Genomic DNA, 22,829 nt, shown 5'->3' with positions numbered 1-22,829 from the left:
AGTGCATGATGGTGAACCCTTATAATGTCGAAAATATATTGGATCACATATCTTCATGCACTTCAAAAAAAATTATTCTTTTTTTAAAAATAATGGTCACTTTTTGTGACCATCTCTCAGGGCTTGTTCGTGGCATCCAAGTAAATAGTCGATTGTATTAACTTGTATCTGTTTTTAATTCTGACTGGAGGAATGTGCGTAGCACATGTGCTATTCGCCCTTGATGACGTTTGCCAGCTTGCCATCCTGGACATTGAGTTAACCGATAAAAACTTAAGCAGTATTTAATTGGGCTTAAACGTTTTGCCAAAGCAAATGCATTTAACAATCGTTCCTGAGATTCAAAAGCGTGCCAATAACCCAAATAGCTATCACGTAATTGACGATAAGTTTTATTTTGATCATTCATTTGATGAGCGCGCATCATGTTCACCAAAAAAGAAATTAGCGAAAAAAAAGGGTGGGAAAGAACACTTTCACCCCAATCAATAATTGTAAGATGTTGTGCCTGACAGAGGATGTTATTTTCGTGAAAATCACTATGCTCAATTGTTTCTGGAATAGAATATTGGCCAAGCTGCTGACAAAGCCCCGCAAATCTGGGGTGCAGCGAGATGAGGTGTTGCCGCTCATTTGAGGTGAAACCATCGTGGATCAAAAACTCGGTGTCATCCAGTAATTTGAAATATAACTCAGGGAGGTTCGGCAAACGCCAATCAGGGACTCCAAGTGCTAGTAGCGAATCAATTTGGCTTATAAGACCCATTTGGATTTCCGCACAGGATTTAAGTGCTTCTCTGGCCAAATCAACCTGAAAATTGATGGCCAATTGTTTTTTAAGAGGTGTTCCTCGGTCACTCATCAAAAAACAGCGTAAATTTGGATTATGGGCAAGCACTTCCGGCACTAGGGCTGGGAAAAAACTCCGCAGGTATAATAATAAATTAGGCTCAATGGCAAATGACTCAGGGATTTGTTTTAAATACAAATAGCCTCTTGTTGTGGCTAATTGATATACCTTGGCCCAGGATGTGTTTTGTATTAATTTAGACGATCCTTGTATGGAATAACCCTGTTGATTCAGATGGTTTTGCGCCCAAAGAAGCGCTGAATCATTTTCTGCATTCATAGAGAATTGTTTCATCCTGTTCGTCAGGCGATGCGGACCTATCAAATGCTTTGAGCAAGCGAATTTCTCTAAAACCGGTTTCATGAAGTAAGTCGAGTAAAAGAGAGGGCTCATCATAAAGACGGATCTTATATTCCTCGATTTCAGTTCTAATAAGTTGATTTGCCTCAATTAACTCATATTTGCCAATCGAGTAACAAATGGACTCCTCAACCAGGGCCAGTTGACTAAGCAAAATCGTTTGTCCATCGGCACGATGCCAACGCGAGCCACGCCAAATCCCCAATTCTTTGGGAACAGCATATGAGGTTTCCGCTTCAAATACGAAAATACCCCCATTTTTTAAATGATGATAAATAGCTTTTAATGACCGTTTAATCGCCTCTATATCAATGATTAAGCCAAATGAACCGCTCGGAATAAAGATTAATCCATATTGCTTTGCCTGGCAGAGTTCTTCAAGATACCCGTGCCAGATCTTGGGTTCTAACTGTTGTACTTTTGCTTTGGCATGTAGCGCATCCAGCATCGATTTACTGGCATCAAATCCTTCAATCGCAAACCCTTCCCTCAACATAGGAAGCAGAAAACGCCCAGTACCACACATGGGCTCTAAAATATCCCCCTCGGTCTCATTTGCATAACTCAAATAGAAATTCCAAGCATCTTGTGGCGGATGCGGCTTACTCAGATCATAGACCTGGGTGCATAAGTTTAAATAAGTATCCAGAGATTTATTGGCCATCAACACAACCTTCATTAGGATTAAAAAGGGATAATTTTATCCACTGTTTTTCTCTTTTTTTATTGATATTATCTGTAATGAATGATCAATGCCAATATGTTTTTTGTTCCGATTTTGAGAGTTAACCAATGAATTAATGAGTCACTTATGCTGAGCAAACTGTTGCACCGGGAGCTATGGTTTGTCTGGATGATGATTTGGTTTTGTGGTTTACAAAACGTTTTTCGTCTTAGAGAAGGGTATCTGTAATTCCGCGCATAATCCTTAAGCCTGACGTCAGACTTAGTGAAAAAAGCTAGCTAGAACCATATTTAGACGAACATGAAGGGTCTTGCTCTTGCTCTTGATTATCTAGATCAGTTTTTTTAATTTGCATAATGGAGTTTTTAAATTCTTGTACTTTATTAGGTTTTTGAGGAGTTGGAAAAATTAATTCCTTAACTAATTCAACTATATCCCATAAAATACCCTCGCTTACTTTTGTAGAAGCCTCATTAAATTTTTTTTCACTAGCTGTCAATAACTCATTAAATTTATCGACCCTTCTTTCGAGTGATAATGATTTATTTTCTATGATTGTTTTAAGGTCCTTTGCGCTATCAATAGCCAATTCTAAATTTGCTGCTTTAAGACCAAGCTGTAAGGCTTTACTATCTTGGGGGATTAGTTTTTTTTGTTGTTTTACACACTCATCAGTAAGTTGGACCTCCAACTGTTCTAATTGCTGTATATATTCATCAAGTTTTTCGATTAATTTAACTATTATTTGCTCATTATGCTCAACATCGCTTATTAACTTAGAAATTTTTATTGCAGCTTCTCTTTTTGCAAAAAAATCATATTCCTTCTCATCGCCATTTATAATACCGTATAATTCCTTAAAAGATTCTTTAGCGCTCTCATCACCTAGAGAATCAATCTTTTGAAGTATTCCCTCTTTATTTTCATTCAGCTGGCTAATAAATATCGTTTCTAGTTCATCTAATAACGCACATTGAAACGCTGCCGCTGCTGGCTGTTCTTCGAAACTACACTCAGGTGGCCAATTAGATATTGCATTATAATAATAAGTATAATTATTAACCACGTTTAATGAAGAGAAATAGTTTTTATTTTTCACTATATCTTTAATTTCCTCTGCCATTTCCTCATAATCTTCCCCAGTAGAATCAACAGCTTGCAAAACTACTTCTTTAGCAATTTTTAAAGCACCAATAGGGTCTTTAATCATTGTATCAATAATGTTTGTTGTCGAAGCCAAAGATGTATTTTCTAAGTTTGATTGAGCCATATAAATGCACCATGATTATTTATTGACCAATAATATATTATAAGCATAAATGGCAAAAAACACATGCTGGACCAACGGATGCAATTCGTGCGAAAACCTCTTATTAAAAAGTATTTAATCGAATCATTTTAAGATGGTCATTTTATTTTAAAATCACTTGAGTCTTAAAAGGTCATATTGACTTGAATTTATATATTTTCTTTATTTAACAATTAGTTATCTAAAATAAGTAAAAATAGAAAATTACACGTTTACAGGATTTAAACTTATCACCTAAACTAAAAAAACATTAATTAAATACCTGCAACGGATGAATGCGCTAACAATAATAAAAACGGCAAAAGAAAAGCCAACAACAGTCGCCAACAGCCGATTGGTTTTTTTACCTGGGGTTTTGTCGGATCATCGCGTATGGGCTTATCAAACACATCATTTGCAAGATCTGGTGAGTTGTCAAACCATTCCACTCGTTCATGGGAATACTACTGAGGATTTGCTCCAAACGGTGTTAAACCATGTTGAAGGGAGTTTTTTTCTGGCAGGACATTCGATGGGTGGATGGTTGGCATTGGAACTTGCCAGGAGGGCTCCGGAGCGCATTTTAAAATTATGCTTATTGAATACTTCTGCCCAACAAGACTCTGAAGAAAAACATCAAAAAAGAATAGAAATGATACAAAAAGTTGAGCAGGGAAATTTTCAGACGGTTGCTGCGGCACTTGCAGATCATTATGTGTACGATAACCGGGTTAAGGCGGAAGTGCTTTCCATGTTTCTAAGTGTTGGTCAACAGGCCTTTCTTTCTCAGCAAAAAATCCTGTTAGCTCGCGAAGAATGTAGCTCGTTCCTTGCATCACTTGCAATGCCTACTTTGGTCATTCATGCACGCCAAGATAAAAATTTTTCTCTGGCCGTTCATACCGAGTTGGCAGGCAAAATTCCCAATGCCAAATTAGCGATTATTGAGGACTCTGGCCACATGGCACCTATGGAATCACCACAAGCGGTCACTGCATTATTACGATTGTGGCTGGATTATTTTTGAGGTAGTCACTCTTCATAATCACTCAGATCAAATGCTTCTTGCAAATTACCCAGCTGCTCTTCAACCACCGTTAATTTTTCAAAGCTGGCAATATGAAACAAAGCCTGTCCTGAATGCACAAGCGGCAGCATATTTTCACCAATAATAATGCCAGAAAGTGGTGATTTTAATTTGTATTCTTCCGTACTGGTTGGATTGGCGATAACCGCAATTACTTGTCCTTTGGTGACTCGATCTCCTGATTTTTTAATGTGTCTTAAAATGCCACTTATGGGTGCTCTTATCCAATAGCTGTTCCTGGATACAGTAGGGGTACATTTTTTTACTCTGTATCGCCCTGGTTGAATCATTCCTAAGGCCCCCATAACACTTAAAATTCCATTAATACCTGTTCTGATGGATAATTCATCAAAACGCAAAGACTCTCCTCCCTCATAAACCAAAATAGGAATGCCCTGCTCATTCGCATATTCCCGCATTGAACCATCTCTAAATGTTGAATGCAGAATGACTGGGACATTAAAAGCGTGAGCCAATTCTTCGACACCTGGCATATCAAGATTTGCTCTAATTTGCGGTAAATTAAAGCGATGATTGGAGCCAGTGTGTAAATCAATGGCGTGAGTTGATTGAGATAAAATTTGCTTGCTGATAATTTTAGCAAGAATGGAGGCCAGTGAACCATTTGAACTGCCAGGAAATGATCGATTTAAGTCTCTTCGATCCATTAAGTATCGTTCCTGGTATAAAAAACCGTATACATTGACAATAGGAATCGCAATGACATTCCCGTTCATATTTTTTAGCCCCTTTTTTTTCAAGAAGCGTCTGATGATCTCAACTCCATTGATTTCATCGCCATGAATGGCTGCAGTAATGCATAACGAAGGTCCTTCTTCCACCCCGTTAATGACATGTATTGGCAAACTGATGGGAGTCCAGTCATATAATTTGGGCATGGGTAATAAAACAGTTTTGCGGGTACCAGGTTTAATTTTCACGTCACCAATTACAACGGGTGCTTTGCTACTCATTCTTACTATTTCCTTAAATAAGGTTATATAACAAGTGTAGCTTGAATTAAGGCAGATATAATGAAGACACCGCTAAAGTTTCAGTCTTTGAACATTTAGCGGTTTGGATGGACATGCTTTTAAAACGGTTTTTGATATGTCATAAAATCATTTAATCAAGGCTTAAATCTGAACCAACAGAAAGTGTATTTCCAAGTTTTATGCCCGAGAGTTGTTGATTAAATATCGCATAGTTATTGTGTGAGCCGGTATTAATTATTGGGAACACAAGATGCTCGAAGAAATGGGCTCGTTTCTCAATTTCTTCACTATATACCCTTGCTACTATTTGAGGATCATTTTTAAATTCACCACAACCCCAGGCACCTAAAATTGCATTGGGTTGATTTGCAAGAATTAATGTATCGAGCTGGGCGGCAATGCGTCTTCTTAGATCCGCTATATATTGTTTCTCGGTTTCAAGATCCAAGTCATGGGGTGTGGAGGGAAGTTGCGGCGCAGCTGATCTTAATTCATAAAATGGGAAAATATCTGATTCAGGAAGAAAGGCATAACTCATGTCACTATCTGCAACATAGCGTACATGTGTAAAGTCATCAGGAGCCGTGGGAAAAGATATTTCAGGCCCTCTGAAACATACCCTGGGTTCCGGGCTAAAAAATACTTTATATCCTTGGGAGTCCGTTTCTCCACCGTGTTTTTTCAATGTCTCACGTTCTTCCTCAGTCATTTTTATCTTGGCTTCTAAAAGCTTTTTTGCTGTGTCACGGTAGCAAAATGCTTTAGCTTCTTTGTCTAAATAAATAATATTGTCCAATAAAGATTGAGCACAGTTACTTCGATGCCATATATTTTCCTCTTGGGCACTTCCTCCTTCTAAGGCAGCCCCCCCAGGGAACATCGGACTTGCCATATTGAGTACCGAGTAAAATACGCCATATTTTTTGGTTGCTTCAAGCGCTGCAAGCCCCCAATCTCTGTGGATGACTTCAACTAACTTTGGTGAAGCTGATTTATGTTTAGCCCATAGGTTTAAATTATCTTGTGCTATACGGTGTAATTCCTCTGATTTTTTTAAATCAGTGATCCAATCTAAGGTTTTTTCCATGCTTTTGTGTCGCCATCTCTGACCAGTATAAGATCCTTTGATGAGGCTTGGCTTATTTTCTGCATGCACTTCTTTAATAACAGATACGCTATTTTTCGGAAGTGAAGGATTAAATAGTCTAATTTTCGACATCATTTTTTTTTATCCTTAATTTCTTGGCTCCATCTTCTATCTTCAGTGACTTGCTTCTAAAATCAATTGATTGGTTTTTATTAAGATTCCGCTTTTTAATAGAAGACGGTACTCGTCAAATTTCCATCAGGCACAACAGCTTTGAGTGTCATTAGTTTAAATTTCCATACACAGACAGCACTCTTGATTTGTATTTTTTTTATAGGGAGAACATGCAACAGATAGGGGTATCTCTACTAATAGCAATATTCTAAGCAATTGTAACCTTCCATATATACTTCTTTGACTCAACTTTGAATAAAGTTGAATCAAAGTCAGTAGACCAAAATGTCCAAAAAAAGTCAACTTTGTTTTTTGTTATGAGACGAAGTTCATTTATTATCATATTGATGGGGCATGCAATACCGCATAAAAGTTGGATTCCAATACCCCCTTTAGGCTAAGAATAAAGAGGTGTTAACACGGACTTCTCATTAAAAAAAGATTAATTATTGATCTATAATTACATTAATCTCACTTTTTGATTGATTAATATGAAAATTGATGAGGATTCTATAAGGGAGCTATGTGGTAACAGTTCTGAAGTTGTTGTATTCGGTTTTGGTAAATATAACTATAAAGAGGTCTGTAATGCATTCAATAAAAGCAATGGAATAAATGCAGTTCATTCTGATAATTATGAAACCAAAAACACAGATCTAACCAATAATAACCCCTATTCTATATATAATTATTTTAAGTTTATTATTAACGACTTAATTGTTGAAAATTATAAGAGGCAAAAAGAAGGTAAACCAATAGTTCCTTTAATTTTTGTAGTTGGAAAAAGTGATGAGAGTTATGACCCAAAACAAATTGCTCAAAGAGATGAGGGGCCTATCGATAAATGGGTCACGCTCACAGAACTACGAAGAGTCTATAAATTAGCAACAGAATTTGGTCCCGAATTTTCTAAAGTTGCTCTAGATACGGTTAAGTTTGTAAGGCTTGAAACAAACTCTGAGGTAACCACATTAAAGCCTGTTCCTCCTTTTTGGGAAGGCAAAGAATGGCAGCAAGATTGGCAAACGCGAAAAGAAGAGACCCAACAGAGACATGGTCAACTGATTAAAAACAGTATTTGGCGCTCCAATTTACAAGAGAAAATTCAAGAAATCGATAGTCAATATTCTGATGAGAACAGTAAAGAAGAAAAAAATACTCTTAAGAGTTAGCTAAGATTGGTTTTAGCAGAAGACTCGAACTGGTGACCTAATCATTAACAGCCCTGCTTATCAAGTTGTGGTCGTTAGTTGTTGGTTAAAGCGAGGATAAGAATTAATCTATACGGTTATGCCCAACAATGAACCAATCCCTGCACTCACAACCATCGCTAGTGTTCCCCAAACGACAACACGTACTGATCCTAATAGTACTCGCGCGCCACCAACCTGTGCAGCAACTCCTCCGAGTAATGCCAAAAATAGAACCGTCATCACTGATATTGTTAGAATAAGATAGGTACTGGGAACAATAAATATGATTGATAGAGGTAATAATGAACCAAAAGTAAAGCTGCAGGCTGAAAACATTGCTGCCTGAAGCGGACGTGCACTCGATATTTCTGTAATGCCAAGCTCGTCTCGAGCATGTGTACCTAATGCATCCTTAGCCATCAGTTGTTTTACAACCTCTTTTGCAAGAGCGGGTTCTAATCCACGATTGATGTATATTGTGGTTAACTCTTCTATTTCATTCGCTAAGCTTGTCTCAAGTTCTTTCTTTTCACGTTGTAGCGCGGATTGTTCTGTATCTGCTTGAGAGCTTACTGATATATACTCACCTGCAGCCATTGACATGGCACCGGCAATTAATCCTGCAATCCCAGCTATAAGTATTCCATTATATGGCGTGTGGGCAGCAGCAACACCAATCAACAAGCTCGCTGTAGATATAATGCCATCGTTCGCGCCCAGGACGGCCGCACGTAACCAGCCAATTCGTTCAATTCGATGATGTTCTTTATGTTGCATAAACGACAAACCTCCTATGAGAAATAAGTCTGGAGCGAAATGCCACTAAGTTACTCTCGTGGCATATCAGATTTGTGCTTATATACTGCCTTTTCAGGGATATCAGTAGCTGAATAGACGCTAATTATTTTGAATGGTTTTTTTGCATTAAGATTAATAAAATTATGAGGAACTCCTTGAGGGATAAAGATCATATCACCTGCTGTAACCGTTGCATTTTTTCCATTGAGAACAGATTTTGCCTGACCCTCAACAACAAATATGACCTGATCAAATTTATGAATTTCCATCCCAATCTCATTGTTGGGGTTCGTTTTGGGGGTGATACTCATAAAAACAACCTGAGCATCTTTACCTGTCATAAATGCTAACTTCCAGTTTTCATTATTTTTGGCTTTTTCAAAAATTTTGGGAGAAATAACCGCATTTATTTTATTATCAACGGCGCTTTCTTCTGAACTGGCAAATGAAGATGTTGCGATTAACGTTGACATCAAGAACGTAGATATAAAAGCCCTTTTAATTCCTTTTATTTTCATACTATTCTCCGTAATTTAAAATTAGCATATTCACCTATGCATTAATCGAATTTTTTATTCTGATTCTTCAGTTTCTTTTAATAAACTGGAACTACTTTATCCACGAACTATGCAATAAACTCAAAAGTCTTATACAGTGTAGCATATGGATTAAATATTGAGTTAAACGTGATGAAGTTAGAACAAGCTAGAATTTGGCTTAAAAACTTTGATTACAATCATTATTAAAATTTATTGTGATCGCTTGGTTGCATTAGAAGAACTGTGCTTCATTAATGTAACTATGACCCCAAAATTATCTTCACTCTTAATACCCATTTGATTAGCAAGCAGTAATCGAGATATAGTATCTATTAGAATTGATTGCTATAATTTTGTCATTTTATCAATAAATTAAGCAATAAAGCTGTATGCCTCATTTTTTTAATGCGCTAAACCCTTTATCCAAGTCGTCAGGTATTAACTATCGTAACAAGCCTTTGCTAAATATATTAATGCCTGAGGAAATACCCGATCTGTTAACTCATGAATTTATTCAATTACAGTGGAATAGAGATTTGTGCTGGTATGAAACTATCGATGCAACATACGTATGTTTAGTCGGTGATCATTATGATTACTCGCCTTCTGCTTCTCAAAAAACTGTGTTTGAGCAAATAATGACAGCTTTCTTTCGTCCCTATCTGATCCCCGTAATAGTGGGTTCCGAAATCTATGCTGTTTATAATCGTAAAACAGGGATCAAAGGGGCATTGGATTTTTTAATTTTTCCATTGGTAGCACGTAAATTAATTGCTGATACCTGGTTAGAAGAGAGAAAAAATACACCCATACTTAATGGAATAGCCTGGGCAATTGCAATTCCTCTTGAAGTGTTAAGACATTCGCTGGCCTTAGCATTAACCATTGCTCTTATTCCTATTGTCTCTTTAATACATATATTCAGAAGCTTAATTAATAATTTCTCAAATGTTCCTTTAGATGAAAATGAAGAGGATACTCTGGATTTGGTGCTGTTCTAGTTTAATTTTTAAGCTTTGGATTCGTATTGGAGTTTAGTCAAACTCCCTTACTCATCAATTTAATTCTTTATTACTTTTAAGGCGCAAATAATTTGCATAGTGATTGCTCGTTGACTATTATGAATTTGGTAGATCTCATTTTTTGAATGGGTGTCGCATGGTAAACAAAAGCAAAACAGCTGAAGAAGTTAATAAGGCGTATGATTCTCCTTCGTGGTTTTATGACTTAAGAGGCCTCTTTATACTCACATTTGCTTATCAAGCGACTTTATGGAATCAAATTAGCTTTTTTAGTAAAAACATAAAGGGAATTCATCTTGAAGCGGCTATTGGCTCTGGCTCATTGTTATATGTTATCTTAAAATGGCTCAAATTAAAAAATGTAAAATATGATGTCATCTATGGTTTTGATTATGCAGAATCTATGCTTGCAGGAGCCAAAAAAAGATTTAAGAGAGACCCAAATATTATTCTTGAAAAAGAAGATGCCGCATCTCTTCCCTATGAAAATAACTTTTTCGATTCGGTTTCTATTGCAAATTCAGTTCATTGCTTCCCAGAAGTTGAAAAATCTTTAGCCGAACTGGTGCGAGTAACAAAACCTAAAGGCACAATTTTTTTGAATGTACTTTTATACCCTAAAACAAAAGGATTTCTGGATAAAATATCAAATAAAATCAATAACTGGGCTATTAAAAAAGGAATTCTAATAACTCCTTTTACTGAGAAGAAAATTAATGCTCTTATAGATAATCTTAACGTCAGCGTTATATCAAAAGATATTGAGGGAAACTCAATGAATATTAGTCTTATCAAAGAAGACTGATTTGAAGATCGATTTAGCGACAATGCTAAAACATTACTGTAGATTAAAAATTCTGAGAGGGTATTGTTCACTAGGGTAATGAAGCAATTGTCAACAGACTCTAGCGAGCTATTGAAAAATCTTGTTTCAAGTCCATTGCATTCGGGTATTGGGTTTCAATCAGTTCGTTAGCAATGAAGAACTCATTTAAGGTTTAATTGATGTTCGCCAAAACCCAGACTGAGATTGGCTTCTCGGACAGGCCTTGAACCCGCGACCTAATGATTAACAGTTATAAGATTACGGCTTTTAATTACTTTTACCAACTTTTAAATTATCTCAATAACCCTTTGTTTATAAGGACTATCGGCTTTTTTTATAGCACAATTACTTTTATTGTGTTTTAATCATTCCTTCGACACATATTCGACACGTTTGAATAAGAGGGAAAATGAAAATCACAAAATCGGCCGTTGATAAACTACCTTTGCCTGTTTCAACGACTCAGGGAAGAACGGCACAAAAACGATATTACGATGACGCAATGAAGGGATTTGGTATCAGAGTTACCTCCGGTGGCACTAAGGCTTTTTTTGTTGAAAAACTCATAAAAAATAAACTGTCCCGAATTACTTTAGGCCGTTATCCTGAACTGACAGTTGAGATGGCAAGAAAGGAAGCCCAAAAACTACTTGGACAAATTGCCACAGGAATAGATCCAGTTGCCGAAAAGCGCGCAGAAAAAATGCGGCAAATCACCTTAAACGATGTATTTAATGATTACATTCAAGTTCGTAAATCGCTAAAACACAATACCCTTTATAATTACAAAAAGGTATTAGCCACAGGATTTGCAAGCTGGATTAATAAACCCTTGCTGACCATCACCAAAGACAGCGTTGCAAAGCATCATAAAAAATTAGGGCAAGAGCATGGCAAGGCTTACGCCAATTTAGCCATGCGTCTACTGCGCGCCCTTTTCAATTTTGCAGCCGGCCAATACGAGGATACACAAGGTAAATCATTAATTACCGAAAACCCGGTAAAACGTTTATCACAAACTAGAGCTTGGTATCGGGTTGAGCGTCGTCAAAGTTTTATTAAAGCTCATGAATTGGCGGCTTGGTACCTTGGTGTACAACAACTACAAAATGAAGTTTTACGAGATTACTTATTGTTAATCATACTAACAGGATTGCGCCGTCAGGAAGCAGCCACTTTACGCTGGGATCAAGTGGATCTCAACGCTAAAACCTTAACTGTACTTGATACTAAAAACCATGAGCCTCATACCCTTCCCCTTTCTACCTACCTCTATGAACTGCTATTATCACGCAGCCAAAAAAGGATAAATGAGTATGTTTTTCCTGGCACGGGAGCCGCAGGTCACATTATTGAGCCACGTAAGCAAATGGCCAATGTAACTAAGCTCTCAGGCATTCATTTTACGGTTCATGATTTAAGACGAACGTTTATTACTATTGCTGAGGGACTGGATATCTCAGCTTATGCTTTAAAGCGTTTGATGAACCATAAAATGAACGGTGATATCACTGCTGGGTACATCGTGACCGATGTTGAACGGCTGAGAAAACCAATGCAGCAGATTACCGATTATTTTTTGAAGTGTATGGGTGTCCAACCATCCTCAACACTAATAGCAATCCAACAACAAGGAGCAGTTCATGAGTAAAGAAATTAAAGTTCAAGATGACGCATTACGCTTAAACCAAGATTACAAGCATTTTTTAACCGATATTAAAACACGGTTACAAGCAGCTCAGATTCGCGCAGCACTTGCTGCGAATAGTGAGTTGATCAAGTTCTATTGGGAGCTTGGTACTGATTTAATCGAGAAACAAAAAAATCATCAGTGGGGTACTGGATTTTTAGAACAGTTTTCGCATGACCTGCGTGAGGCATTCCCTGAAATGCAGGGATTTTCAGTGCGAAACCTACAGCGTATGAAGCAATTTGCCACGCTATATTCCGATATTTCAATTACGACACAAGCTGTGTCGCAATTACCTTGGGGCCATATTAGCCGCTTAATGCAAATGGTCAAAGATGATACGGCGCGTGATTGGTATGCGACTCAAACCATCAAAAATGGCTGGTCACGCTCAATCCTAGAAATGCAGATCGAAAGTGGATTATATGAACGTCAAGCCGTTGCCAGCAATAAAACCTCCAATTACCACAAGCATTTACCCGAATTACAATCCGATTTAGCCAATGAAATATTAAAAGATCCCTATAATTTTGATTTTCTGACCATTCAAGGCAAAGCCCATGAACGTGGTATTGAAAATGCTTTAATCACCCATATTCGTGACTTTCTCATTGAGCTCGGCCAAGGTTTCGCCTTTGTGGGTTCTCAAGTCCCCCTAACCTTTGATGATCAAGAGTTTTTTGTTGATCTATTGTTTTACCACCTCGAATTACGAGCATTTGTTGTCATCGAATTGAAAAATACGAAATTTAAACCAGAACATACCGGACAGTTGGGTTTTTATCTAGCAGCTGTTGATGATCAATTACGAAAGCCCGGCGATAATCAAACTATTGGAATCTTGCTATGTAAATCGAAAAATAAAGTCATTGCAGAATATGCATTGCGAAACATTAGTGCTCCTATAGGTGTTTCAGAATATACCTTATCTAAATCAATTCCAACTGATTTGAAAGGTAGTTTACCGACAGTTGAAGAAATTGAGGCTGAATTAAATGAATCTGCAAAAGAGGATTGATTGGTTCAATCTATTGTAGACTTGTAAAAAATGCTGGGACAAAAGGGACGAGTGGGGCACCCATATTAATACCGGGTTAAAACAGTCCCAGTATAAATTGTTCATGTTGGGACTTTGGGGACTTTTTTACTTTTTACTTTTGTTGTTTCAATCAGTATCATTCAAAACAACCAATTTTCTATAAAGAAAAATCGTAAGTAGAGAACCTATTGAGCAGATTAAAAATAAAGAATAATAGTCAGCTAACTGATAGATTGCACCTCCTAAAATGGGTCCAACCGCCAAACCAATTGCAGAGGCATTAAGAACACCATAACAGCTACCCATCACATGAGGTGGTGTAATTTTAGCAAGAAACACATCATTCAATGGGAAAAAGATCACCTCGCCCAGGGATAAAATCAGCATGGAGCAATTCAGTGTTAAGCTATTTTGGGCAAAGCAAAATCCCATAAAGCCTATAGCTAATAAGGATAACCCTATAGATGCAAGCAACATATAATTTACTTTTTGGAGAAGAGGTCCAATAAAAATCTGCAGCAAAACACAGGTTATTGCATTGACGATTAGCATGTTACTGTACACTACAACGCCATCGTCAAATTGTTGCACAATATATTGGGCTAACGAAGAGGTTATTTGGGAGTACATGCTGTAACAGATGAAACTAATGAGGAAGAGTCTTTTCAGAGATGTGTTTGTTGCGATAAGTTGCAGGGTATCTGTGATGGAGACGCTTTTGGAGCTATGAGAGTCTTTTGAGAGCTGCAGATTGTTCTTTTTTGACCAGAAGATTGACAATAAAAAACCAGTAGAAAGATAGCAGTATGCGATGAGCTGAAACAGCTGAGTGGATTGTTCAGCAGCATAACGTGCGCCGAATAATGGGCCTAAAGCCGCCGCTAAATTTAAAACAGCATAACGTAAACCAAACGCAACGCTTCTCTGTTGTTCATTGATACTGGTGGCTAACAACGTTTTCGATGCAATATCAAAAATAGCTCGAAATACGCCGAGGATGGTATTTAACACAATAAAACACACTAAAGATTGGCTTAGATAAAGGGCCTCATAGGCAATTCCTGCTCCAAATAAAGTCATAATGAATAATTGCTGCGGAGGGTAGCGATCAGATAGATGTCCTATGAATATGCTTGTCAGACTGTGGCTTAATTGTCCGGAAGCAATAATAACTCCTATAGAAATAGGCGATAGTGAAAAATAGTTCAAGTAAATTGCTAAAAAAGGTACGATCAAAAATTGCCCTAATTTTATGATAAAAAAAGCGATTATAAAGAGTGAAATGTTAAAAAATGCTCTACCTGATCGAGTTGCACTAAGATACATAGATTCTGACATAGTACTTCCCTAATCATGGTGAACTTTTGTTGTTATTTGTACCTGTTTCATAGCCAAATGCACTGTAGAAATCGCTTCATCAATATCGTGTCCTGTTCCTAAAATATATCCTTGTCTGGATTGAGAAGAGCTTAGTTTCCCAAACTTCTGACCTTTTTTCAGGGTACAATGAATACGAACAATTCCAGGTAAATTGTTTGCAGACTCAAGGCCATTAATATCAAGAATTTCTTCAAATTCTCGTGCAAAAAATAAAACAGCAGCGGCATTTTCTTTTTTATTCCTTGTTTTTTGACATAATCCCAATAAATGGAGCACCGTTTCAGAAATGACATCCACTCCTGTGGTCAATTCGGTTAGCTCCCAAATTTGATCGCCTCCCATTCGGGTTTGTGATTCAATCATTTTTATTTCACCCTGATGTACTTTAATTTCAGTATGCGCCGGACCATTTTGGTGTTGAATAATATCTAAAAATCGAAGCATAATTTGCTGTATTTTTTGTTGCATATCTGGAGTTAGGCGAGCAGGAGTGTAATGACCGAATTCAATAAAATGGGGAACTTCTGTTGTAAGCTTTTCAGTAATGGCAATGATTTGATGTTGCCCATCCAAACTTAAGGATTCCACACTGTATTCTTTACCTAAAAGAAACTCTTCTGCAATAAGCTCTTGGTTGTCGAGCTGTGTAGCCCAATTCCATGCTTTAGTGATATTTTCAACGGCGTCAACATAAAAAACACCTTGACTTCCTGCGCCATGAGCAGGTTTGAGGATAAAAGGAGCCTTTATTTGCTCATAAAAGGCATATACATCTTCTAAAGTGCGGCAGTTTTGATAGACAATGGAGTCAAGCTGATGCTTCTTAAGTAAACAGCGCATTTTAAGTTTATCGCGTGTATGATCCACTGGAAATACTGCATTGCCTTTAATGTTCAATTGTTCAGCGATTAATGCTGCCGGGTATAAACCAAACTCTGTAAAAGAAACAACCGCTCTAAAATGGTGAGCTTGATGTAAATTTTCTGCTATTTGACTTATTTCAGAAAGATTCTCATAAGTATCAACGAATACGATGTTTTCAACCAAATACTCAGTTAAAGGATCAAGTTGCGACTGAATCAGCACAAATTGAACTTGCATTGTCATAAGTTTTTGTAATGTATGTTCTCGTGCCCCGATGACGAGTAAACAAGGAGATGAGTTTATATCATATGCTTCCATAGTGGATGTTCCTTAAAAATTGCTAATTCTTGGGTAATTTCTGATACCGATTTATCTAGATAATAAGTACTGAGAGAAGAGAGCTCCTTTCCCGAAGATAAACGACCAAGCCATTCAAGGGGTGTAGACGTATCCTGAATAAAGTTGGTCCCCCATGCGTTTAAATCATTACTTAACATCTCTTGCAGGAGCTCTTGTTCATCAACAACATTCGGACCGAGTAGCTCGCCAAAGATTTTTTGGATTAAAGGAAGATAAGCAATTTGTCGCGTTCCACCCAATACTCGAATTTGGGGCATAAGGCATAAAACTAGAAAACTTAAAAAGATATTGGGAATTAATTGCCCATTGATAAGGGCCTCACAAATAGATTGAGGATCTAATGGTATTTTTAATTGTTTACTTAGATTGGTTGTCTCTTCTTTAAAAACATTATCCACAATTCTTAATGCACGTATCTTATTGTCTCTGACGCCCCAAAAAAATTCTGTCCCCTGTTTTAAGAATAAATGACTCTTTTCATGCATTAAGAGATTAATTAAATAGTTCAACTTACTGCGTTGTTTAGAGGAAAAAATAAGCTGGTAAATAATTCCTTCAGGATCACGTAAATGTTCTGCAACTAAAAGTGATGTGAAGTTATCATTTAGGATCACTGGCTGGACTTCTTGGGCATGATCACACTGCGTGAGTAAGTTTCGATTCGATAAGGTGAATGCTGGAATAAATCCTTTATATTCATTGGAATCAATGGTTGTAAGTAATTTTTCTATTCCTTTTTTTTCTAAAGAATCAGCTTGAGTCAAATATCGGATGAAATTATCAATGCAATAAGTTAATCGAGGGTAGGAGGAACAAACACTCAGTTTGGACATCTGTTTTGGCGTTAATGCAAATAAATTAATTACCCCTTGCTTTAAGTTAAGCCAGCCTGGCCCTTGCTGTTTACTCCATTGTAATGTTCGTGTCACGCTATTTAAGATAAACATATGGTTTAGCTGATGGAGTTGGCTTCCCATCCAACTCATCAAGATGGCATTAAAGTCAATCTCATTGGCGTACAACTGACAATGTGGTCCAGTTTGCAAAATGGGATAGCGGTCAAATTCAGAAAAAGCGAGTTCAAAATTAATATAGTTAGAACCAAAGAAAAGCCTCAATGCCGAATAGAATTTCGCTCTAGATTGACGTGCTAATGGGCTTACACAAGAAATCGGTTTTTGCCACACTTGTTTTATATAGGAGGACAAAGTCTCGTCCCAATTTGCTTTTAAATCACTTATAACACTTGGGCAAATGGCTTGCATTGCTCTTGTAATGGGGAATAAATCTAGTTTTTTCATGCTAATCAACCCCAGATATTTTGCGACACGTGATAAAAGGGATCAAACACGTTGGCGAATTGCATTTGAGAGTAGTCCTGGAGTTTTTTATGGAGGATATGGAGTTCTGCACAAGCAATAATAAATTGGTGCTCTGGAAATCGGCTCATAAATTCTAAAAACTCATCAAGTAGCGGTGCATCCACGAGATTGTCCTTCACTGCCTTAATCAGCGTATTGAGTTGTGTTTGCGCCTCACTCCCAACAAAAGTAATTTGCCGTGCTGCCTTTACCCAAAGTGGATGGTTCTCCAAAACCTGTGCCTCTTTGGCGGAAGAAGCACAAAGAACGATAAATTGAGTATTTTGTGCAAGTACATGTTCTAAAACCCATGTTACAAGGGAGCAAATTTTAGCCTGGTGCTCAGGTAATAATTGGGGAAGTAATGCATGGGCAGTAAAGCAGCAAATAATAAGGTAGTCGACATTTTGCTGTAAGAGATAAGCTATATTATTTTCCAGCTTTGCTAAGAGTTCCGCTTTACTTTGATGAACAGACATCAGTGCTGTTGATTGAGTTTGCAAGGGCTCTGAATATAAATACACATAAGGAGGATGGTATTCTTTTTTTAAAGTATGCTTGCTTAGATAGACCGTATAAAGAGTTTCAACAAATGCTGATGAAGCTAAAGGCCCCATTCCACCGATAATACCTATTTTGATTGTTTTCTTATTCATTATGTTTAATCCATTAATTTATCACAGCAGCCGCAAGGTCTGTTTAACTCGAAGTGTGCTTTGACTTTGGTGTAGGCGTTGTATCCTACTCTTGCGATGAGATTAAGTTTGTTGGTATCGATTCGTTTATCCTTGGTTAAGATGTCCGGATTAAGATGAATACCAACGACTTTCGCAATGACCATCCTGTTGATTAAACCCGAGTCATTAGGTGTCGGTAATTGCACCGATTGGTGATAAACACATTCCAAACTAATAGGAGACCCATTAACGCGATAGGTTTGGATGAGCTCCCCAGGTAAATGCTCCACCTCCGCCATATGAAATTCGTTAATTCCTCGTGAAAAATCTAGTGACGTAATATTCATTGCCTCTTTACTGCGATAACTCACTAAATTGACGGTAAATTCTTTGGTTTCCTCAACGTTTTTTAACGTATCCTTGGCTCCCCCGCTGCCATGTGAGCCGGTTGTGGCAAACATAATCATAGGAGGGTCTTCACAGACAATATTAAAATAGCTAAAAGGTGCCAAATTAGGATTGCCATCAGTATCTTTAGTGCTGATCCAGGCAATAGGCCTAGGAACAACACATGCTTTAAAGAGTCCTTTAGGCAACTTCTGTGATGTGTGAAAAAACATGATTGTGTATTCCTTTATTAGAATGTGGAAGAAAGACTCTTCCTCCTACAGTTTGAAAATTCCTGAATGCCCATAAACTGGGGCTTACAAAGATGCGTTGGATCCATCGATAAGGACAACCCTGGTTGTCGTAGGTTGGCGTAAATCGTTCTCGAGCATGCAGAGTGAAACGATTATCCACATAGATTAATTTTCCCGGAGTAATTTGAATGGCCTCAGATGTTTCTTTGACTGCCTGGTGAAAATGAACTAACGCCATTTTAGCTGCATGATTTATTGGTAGTATCATATTCGAGTAAAAAGCGACACTTATGCGAGGTTTATTCAATGTACCTCTGATTACAGAGCATTTTACCATGGCGTCATGTGAGAAAATTTCTCGCCAGCGATAGGGGAGGTTTAAATAAAAATTCGCGCCATATAAAATCTTCAAATCATAGGTGCTTAGTAATTTTAAGGCCTTTCGAGTATCAGCGATGAATGTTTTTGTTGGTTCAATGGTTTCATCAACTCTAATACCTAGAAAGAATATACCCGATGGGGAATAATCATCCTCAGAAATATACTGTAACGCTGCATTTTCAATATGAAAATCAAGCTCAACTTCTGAACCCAAGCCAGTATAATCAAATCGAGTTTTTCTCTGTGGGGTTAAATTGTTAACAAGTTCTTGCCCCTCGAAATATATGGAGTAAGGTTCACCTACTAGAGAGGCAAAGGCGGTAATAATATTTTCACTAAGGGTTCCTGATTTAAATAATCTGCCTGTTTGTTCGAAGTCTGGACTTCCATAAATGGCTTCATCGATTGGAACATTGTTAACTACTATTGCAGAAGCCAATTTATCGGCACTGCGCTGACTTGTCAGTGTATTAATTAATGTTTCTGGTAAAACTTTGTATATTTTTTTCCGGAGCAATTGGATGTAACGCTCTCCTCCTGAAGGGTCATATACAATCTCGTTAAACTCATGTATTAGTTTTTGCTTCTCCTGAGTATTTAGAGTGACTTCAATGATGCTTTTTTCTTCCATAATAATTCCATATTTAATCCTATACTTCTGATTAAAAATCAGTCCTTTTCCAAAGTTATTTTTAGCTGATGGATTTCATATCTAAATTTATAAAATAAGTTTTTTCTTAAAGGTTGAGCTCGATTAATTGAAACATCGAATATTAAAGAAAAAAATTACTTTATTTTCATTTAAATTTAAGGGCCTAATAATGATCAAATTAATTAAAAAAGGATCAGGGTGGCGAATCTAATTTGTTGACATGCCTCATTTTGTAGAACTAAAATCGCAGGTTTTTACTAGATCATACTAGAACGTGACTTCATTTGGTTTCAAGGCAAAAAATGAGGACACAACCTAAAATACAGGATGTTGCATTGATGTATACAGCGGTTGATGAAAGAAAAGGATTGGTTAAATGTTTTTGGTCAGATATTCGTCATCGTTTTGCAAAAGTAGAGCCTATATTCACAAGTATCGTAGATCAGTTATCGCCGAATCAATCTTACCCTCTTTATATTGCCTATTATCTTTATGGTGATACCGATGCTGACACATGCAGCTCCTTATTTCCGAATATAAATGGAGACTACTACCGAATCACGGATCCCAATGTTCCACAAGATATTCTTCAGCATCTTGGATATAGCTTAAATGGCACGCCTTTAGGCATGATTCTTGAGAAAGAGCTTGAGTGTTATATTGATTTGAAAAATGAACAAATCACAATTCCCTGGCTTGTTTATAAACCTGGGGATATTTTTCCTCTCTCAACCATATTAAATAAAAGAAAGAGTCATGTTTATACGCCCAATGGATTGTTGTCTTCAACAGCCGGAGCGCGATCAACATTTATGTTACCTAATATAGGAGCAACTCTAAATCACTCAAATTTACAGCGAGATTTTAATATTAAAAGTCGACCAGCAAAATCACTATATGAACATTGGCAAGTTTTTAGAGAGGTAGTCAATAGTAAGGTAATTAGTACTGATTGGCGTTGTTGTATTGTTTATTTCTCAGAAAATTGGTTAATTAGTTTGCATAATGATGTGGGTTGGAAAGCTTTGAAACAATATTTGCACGAATTGGCATGGTATCGATATGAGTATGAGCGAAACAGAATTTACTATGATATCACTTTTTCGATCATACAAAAAAATCGTAATTTAAAACCCAATCCTTACCTTGTCGATACAGCGAAACATTTATTTGCTACTGCTTTAGGGGCTGCTCCTGGTTATGCTCCTGCAACAGATAATAATGCTTTGCCGGTAGATATTTTGCAGCAAGCTTTTGTGGAGTCTTATGGCCTAAAAAAATATAGGCCAACAGTGATGCAACCTAAACATTTTAATTTTCAAACAGATTATTTCCCAATATATTATTCATTACAGCATCCTGCTACTCGTATATTCTCACCAAGATCACGCCTTGCCTCCAGTACAATAAATGAAGTACGCGAACTAGAGCATATCATGAATATTTTCATTGAAGAATTATCAAAAGATGGAGCGTTGTCTTCTGATACTGTTGTTGGACAAATAGCAAAATTTGTTAAGTTCAGCTACTTTCATAATTCTATAGATACTCATAACATTCTTAGAAACTCTCTTGAGCTGCTAAATAGTGACAAGCGGTTTAGTGATACTTTATTTCCACATGCATCAGAAGCATTATTTGCAGCAGATGCTTCCTTCTTAAGAGGATGTGTTAGTATAGGTTCTGCTGCCATACCAACACAGAAAAAAACACATTGTCCCAATGAACATGCTGCAATACCAAAGTAAATTTCCCCCCCAATTTTGATATATGATACCTCCTACGGCTGGTCCAATGACATTGCTTATTGCAAATGCAGTTTGAAATAATCCTAAGCTTTGTCCCTTTTTCTGATTGCTACTTTGCTCATAACATAAAAGTTGGGCCGTAGAGATAAAGAGCATTTCACCAGTTGTCCAAATAATGCATGAGAAAATAGCCAGCACAAATACAGAAGAATAGCTTAAAACCAACATCCCTATTCCCATTAATAAAGCCCCAATTCCTGTTACTAATAATTTATTTTGCCCACCTACTAAGGTAGTCAATGGAGCTTGGAAAAAGACAATTAGAAAAGTATCTAAGATAAATAAAATACTTACGGCCCTAATACCTAAATGTGGAAATAACTTTTGAATATAGAGAGGATAAGTAGTGCTTAACTGGGCAATAATTAACCCAACAAGAAAAACACATGCAATAACCAATAATATAATTATTTGAGACGCATTTGAATACTCGTAGTAATGCTGTCCTTTGATTGGTAACAGTACAGTAGTGCTCGTATTTTTCTGAAATAAAAGATAAAGTGCAGAGCACAAAAGCAATAAGCTTGATAAATAAAAAATTGACTTAAATCCATAAGTAGTCATGCTAGCAATTAGAACTCCTGATAATCCTAATCCAAAATTGGCAGCAACATGTGAAATACTAATCGTTTTGTACCGTAAATTTGTATCATTTCGACATAAGCTAAGCATCCATACATTATTGGAGGTTTTAAATCCATAAGCTGCAAATCCAAGCAAGAACATATTAGCCATTAATGCGAAGACTGAATGTAAGTAAGTTAAAAGAAAAAACGTTGTAGATTGCACTAAAAGGCTAGAGATTGAAATAAGATGAGGTGAAAACGTATCTGACAATTTACCAGTAATAAGTCCTCCTAAAACAGTACCCATACCATAGCAAGAAAGTAATAATCCAGCCATGGATGGAGTAAACTGCCTAATAGTAACAAAGTAGAGCGACAGGAAAAAGCAAATGCCAATAGTAAGCGTATTAATACAAATAAGCATAATACCCTGCCAACAATGCTTTGATAATCCTTTATAATTTGCTGCGTATTTTCTAGCCAAAGTTGTTAAATAATCCGTCATT

Annotated in this window: 21 protein-coding genes; 7 read left to right on the top strand and 14 right to left on the bottom strand. The window is 37.0% G+C overall.

All coding sequences use genetic code 11. The annotated features are described in order from the left end of the window. Nucleotides 1-157 precede the first annotated feature (157 nt). The 3 genes from ELY20_RS14720 to ELY20_RS14710 all read right to left on the bottom strand — a co-directional run bounded on the left by ELY20_RS14720 (nt 158) and on the right by ELY20_RS14710 (nt 3,165). On the bottom strand, nt 158-1,144 hold the full coding sequence (locus ELY20_RS14720) for a phosphotransferase (RefSeq protein ID WP_158618892.1): 987 nt from the start codon (nt 1,142-1,144) through the stop codon (nt 158-160). Further along, nucleotides 1,113-1,874 carry a class I SAM-dependent methyltransferase gene (locus ELY20_RS14715; RefSeq protein ID WP_110143659.1) on the bottom strand — a complete coding sequence of 254 codons (762 nt, stop codon included), beginning with the start codon at nt 1,872-1,874 and terminating at the stop codon, nt 1,113-1,115. The genes ELY20_RS14720 and ELY20_RS14715 overlap by 32 nt, the downstream gene beginning before the upstream one ends. Before the next feature lie 295 nt (nt 1,875-2,169). Continuing rightward, a complete protein-coding gene (locus ELY20_RS14710; RefSeq protein WP_110143658.1) occupies nt 2,170-3,165 on the bottom strand; it encodes a hypothetical protein in 996 nt (331 codons plus the stop codon). Nucleotides 3,166-3,475: 310 nt separating this feature from the next. Between ELY20_RS14710 and ELY20_RS14705 the strand changes: the two genes are divergently transcribed. Further along, nucleotides 3,476-4,210 carry an alpha/beta fold hydrolase gene (locus ELY20_RS14705; protein ID WP_110143657.1) on the top strand — a complete coding sequence of 245 codons (735 nt, stop codon included), beginning with the start codon at nt 3,476-3,478 and terminating at the stop codon, nt 4,208-4,210. A 5-nt stretch (nt 4,211-4,215) separates the two neighbouring features. Here the strand turns inward: ELY20_RS14705 and ELY20_RS14700 are convergent, their stop codons facing one another. Together ELY20_RS14700 and ELY20_RS14695 are read right to left on the bottom strand one after the other, a co-directional pair. Beyond that, on the bottom strand, nt 4,216-5,244 hold the full coding sequence (locus ELY20_RS14700) for a succinylglutamate desuccinylase/aspartoacylase family protein (protein ID WP_110143656.1): 1,029 nt from the start codon (nt 5,242-5,244) through the stop codon (nt 4,216-4,218). Nucleotides 5,245-5,395: 151 nt separating this feature from the next. Then, nucleotides 5,396-6,487 (bottom strand): poly(ADP-ribose) glycohydrolase domain-containing protein, encoded by a 1,092-nt coding sequence (locus tag ELY20_RS14695; protein WP_110143655.1) that lies wholly within the window; start codon nt 6,485-6,487, stop codon nt 5,396-5,398. 530 nt (nt 6,488-7,017) lie between these two features. Between ELY20_RS14695 and ELY20_RS14690 the strand changes: the two genes are divergently transcribed. Beyond that, complete coding sequence (locus ELY20_RS14690) at nt 7,018-7,698, top strand: hypothetical protein (RefSeq protein WP_110143654.1); 681 nt, start codon at nt 7,018-7,020, stop codon at nt 7,696-7,698. A 108-nt stretch (nt 7,699-7,806) separates the two neighbouring features. Here the strand turns inward: ELY20_RS14690 and ELY20_RS14685 are convergent, their stop codons facing one another. Further along, nucleotides 7,807-8,496 carry a VIT1/CCC1 transporter family protein gene (locus ELY20_RS14685; protein WP_110143653.1) on the bottom strand — a complete coding sequence of 230 codons (690 nt, stop codon included), beginning with the start codon at nt 8,494-8,496 and terminating at the stop codon, nt 7,807-7,809. Nucleotides 8,497-8,546: 50 nt separating this feature from the next. After that, nucleotides 8,547-9,035 carry a cupin domain-containing protein gene (locus ELY20_RS14680; protein WP_110143652.1) on the bottom strand — a complete coding sequence of 163 codons (489 nt, stop codon included), beginning with the start codon at nt 9,033-9,035 and terminating at the stop codon, nt 8,547-8,549. Between the two features lie 410 nt (nt 9,036-9,445). On the opposite strand from ELY20_RS14680, the gene ELY20_RS14675 reads away from it, so the two are divergent. The 4 genes from ELY20_RS14675 to ELY20_RS14660 all read left to right on the top strand — a co-directional run bounded on the left by ELY20_RS14675 (nt 9,446) and on the right by ELY20_RS14660 (nt 13,612). Next, entirely contained in the window at nt 9,446-10,057 is a 612-nt protein-coding gene (locus tag ELY20_RS14675) for a hypothetical protein (protein WP_110143651.1), read from the top strand. A gap of 157 nt (nt 10,058-10,214) precedes the next feature. Then, nucleotides 10,215-10,883: a class I SAM-dependent methyltransferase gene (locus ELY20_RS14670; protein ID WP_110143650.1), complete on the top strand. Its 669-nt coding sequence runs from the start codon at nt 10,215-10,217 to the stop codon at nt 10,881-10,883. Nucleotides 10,884-11,313: 430 nt separating this feature from the next. After that, nucleotides 11,314-12,555 (top strand): tyrosine-type recombinase/integrase, encoded by a 1,242-nt coding sequence (locus tag ELY20_RS14665; RefSeq protein WP_110143649.1) that lies wholly within the window; start codon nt 11,314-11,316, stop codon nt 12,553-12,555. Continuing rightward, on the top strand, nt 12,548-13,612 hold the full coding sequence (locus ELY20_RS14660) for a PDDEXK nuclease domain-containing protein (protein WP_110143648.1): 1,065 nt from the start codon (nt 12,548-12,550) through the stop codon (nt 13,610-13,612). Before ELY20_RS14665 ends, ELY20_RS14660 begins: the two co-directional genes overlap by 8 nt. A gap of 147 nt (nt 13,613-13,759) precedes the next feature. Here the strand turns inward: ELY20_RS14660 and ELY20_RS14655 are convergent, their stop codons facing one another. Genes ELY20_RS14655 through ELY20_RS14630 form a run of 6 tightly spaced genes read right to left on the bottom strand, consistent with a single transcriptional unit; the run spans nt 13,760 to nt 19,928 of the window. Next, nucleotides 13,760-14,971 (bottom strand): MFS transporter, encoded by a 1,212-nt coding sequence (locus ELY20_RS14655; RefSeq protein WP_110143647.1) that lies wholly within the window; start codon nt 14,969-14,971, stop codon nt 13,760-13,762. A gap of 9 nt (nt 14,972-14,980) precedes the next feature. After that, the gene (locus ELY20_RS14650; RefSeq protein WP_110143646.1) at nt 14,981-16,195 is read right to left on the bottom strand and encodes an ATP-grasp domain-containing protein; all 1,215 of its coding nucleotides are present in this window, start codon (nt 16,193-16,195) and stop codon (nt 14,981-14,983) included. After that, entirely contained in the window at nt 16,177-17,538 is a 1,362-nt protein-coding gene (locus ELY20_RS14645) for a hypothetical protein (protein WP_110143645.1), read from the bottom strand. The genes ELY20_RS14650 and ELY20_RS14645 overlap by 19 nt, the downstream gene beginning before the upstream one ends. 5 nt (nt 17,539-17,543) lie before the next feature. Further along, nucleotides 17,544-18,254 (bottom strand): aspartate/glutamate racemase family protein, encoded by a 711-nt coding sequence (locus ELY20_RS14640; protein WP_110143644.1) that lies wholly within the window; start codon nt 18,252-18,254, stop codon nt 17,544-17,546. A 5-nt stretch (nt 18,255-18,259) separates the two neighbouring features. Then, nucleotides 18,260-18,895: a flavin reductase family protein gene (locus ELY20_RS14635; protein WP_110143643.1), complete on the bottom strand. Its 636-nt coding sequence runs from the start codon at nt 18,893-18,895 to the stop codon at nt 18,260-18,262. Then, entirely contained in the window at nt 18,864-19,928 is a 1,065-nt protein-coding gene (locus tag ELY20_RS14630; protein WP_110143642.1) for a Fe(II)-2OG oxygenase family protein, read from the bottom strand. The genes ELY20_RS14635 and ELY20_RS14630 overlap by 32 nt, the downstream gene beginning before the upstream one ends. A 323-nt stretch (nt 19,929-20,251) precedes the next feature. Here ELY20_RS14630 and ELY20_RS14625 point away from each other — a divergent pair, with 323 nt between their 5' ends. Next, entirely contained in the window at nt 20,252-21,697 is a 1,446-nt protein-coding gene (locus ELY20_RS14625) for a hypothetical protein (protein WP_233590617.1), read from the top strand. On the opposite strand, the gene ELY20_RS14620 is transcribed toward ELY20_RS14625, so the two are convergent. After that, entirely contained in the window at nt 21,608-22,828 is a 1,221-nt protein-coding gene (locus ELY20_RS14620; protein WP_110143640.1) for an MFS transporter, read from the bottom strand. The two genes, ELY20_RS14625 and ELY20_RS14620, sit on opposite strands and share 90 nt — an antisense overlap. Nucleotide 22,829: the final 1 nt, after the last annotated feature.

This window comes from Legionella qingyii (assembly GCF_003990155.1).
In the GTDB taxonomy this organism is placed as follows: domain Bacteria; phylum Pseudomonadota; class Gammaproteobacteria; order Legionellales; family Legionellaceae; genus Legionella; species Legionella qingyii.
This window is presented reverse-complemented; position numbering and strand designations above follow the sequence as displayed.

Coding starts and splice junctions, on each gene's coding strand:
- ELY20_RS14620 (WP_110143640.1), bottom strand. CDS start 22,828: ATGACGGATTATTTAACAACTTTGGCTAGAAAATACGCAGCAAATTAT.
- ELY20_RS14705 (WP_110143657.1), top strand. CDS start 3,476: ATGAATGCGCTAACAATAATAAAAACGGCAAAAGAAAAGCCAACAACA.
- ELY20_RS14695 (WP_110143655.1), bottom strand. CDS start 6,487: ATGATGTCGAAAATTAGACTATTTAATCCTTCACTTCCGAAAAATAGC.
- ELY20_RS14685 (WP_110143653.1), bottom strand. CDS start 8,496: ATGCAACATAAAGAACATCATCGAATTGAACGAATTGGCTGGTTACGT.
- ELY20_RS14625 (WP_233590617.1), top strand. CDS start 20,252: ATGAGGACACAACCTAAAATACAGGATGTTGCATTGATGTATACAGCG.
- ELY20_RS14655 (WP_110143647.1), bottom strand. CDS start 14,971: ATGTCAGAATCTATGTATCTTAGTGCAACTCGATCAGGTAGAGCATTT.
- ELY20_RS14700 (WP_110143656.1), bottom strand. CDS start 5,244: ATGAGTAGCAAAGCACCCGTTGTAATTGGTGACGTGAAAATTAAACCT.
- ELY20_RS14645 (WP_110143645.1), bottom strand. CDS start 17,538: ATGAAAAAACTAGATTTATTCCCCATTACAAGAGCAATGCAAGCCATT.
- ELY20_RS14690 (WP_110143654.1), top strand. CDS start 7,018: ATGAAAATTGATGAGGATTCTATAAGGGAGCTATGTGGTAACAGTTCT.
- ELY20_RS14680 (WP_110143652.1), bottom strand. CDS start 9,035: ATGAAAATAAAAGGAATTAAAAGGGCTTTTATATCTACGTTCTTGATG.
- ELY20_RS14640 (WP_110143644.1), bottom strand. CDS start 18,254: ATGAATAAGAAAACAATCAAAATAGGTATTATCGGTGGAATGGGGCCT.
- ELY20_RS14710 (WP_110143658.1), bottom strand. CDS start 3,165: ATGGCTCAATCAAACTTAGAAAATACATCTTTGGCTTCGACAACAAAC.
- ELY20_RS14670 (WP_110143650.1), top strand. CDS start 10,215: ATGGTAAACAAAAGCAAAACAGCTGAAGAAGTTAATAAGGCGTATGAT.
- ELY20_RS14665 (WP_110143649.1), top strand. CDS start 11,314: ATGAAAATCACAAAATCGGCCGTTGATAAACTACCTTTGCCTGTTTCA.
- ELY20_RS14660 (WP_110143648.1), top strand. CDS start 12,548: ATGAGTAAAGAAATTAAAGTTCAAGATGACGCATTACGCTTAAACCAA.
- ELY20_RS14720 (WP_158618892.1), bottom strand. CDS start 1,144: ATGAAACAATTCTCTATGAATGCAGAAAATGATTCAGCGCTTCTTTGG.
- ELY20_RS14675 (WP_110143651.1), top strand. CDS start 9,446: ATGCCTCATTTTTTTAATGCGCTAAACCCTTTATCCAAGTCGTCAGGT.
- ELY20_RS14650 (WP_110143646.1), bottom strand. CDS start 16,195: ATGGAAGCATATGATATAAACTCATCTCCTTGTTTACTCGTCATCGGG.
- ELY20_RS14635 (WP_110143643.1), bottom strand. CDS start 18,895: ATGTTTTTTCACACATCACAGAAGTTGCCTAAAGGACTCTTTAAAGCA.
- ELY20_RS14630 (WP_110143642.1), bottom strand. CDS start 19,928: ATGGAAGAAAAAAGCATCATTGAAGTCACTCTAAATACTCAGGAGAAG.
- ELY20_RS14715 (WP_110143659.1), bottom strand. CDS start 1,874: ATGGCCAATAAATCTCTGGATACTTATTTAAACTTATGCACCCAGGTC.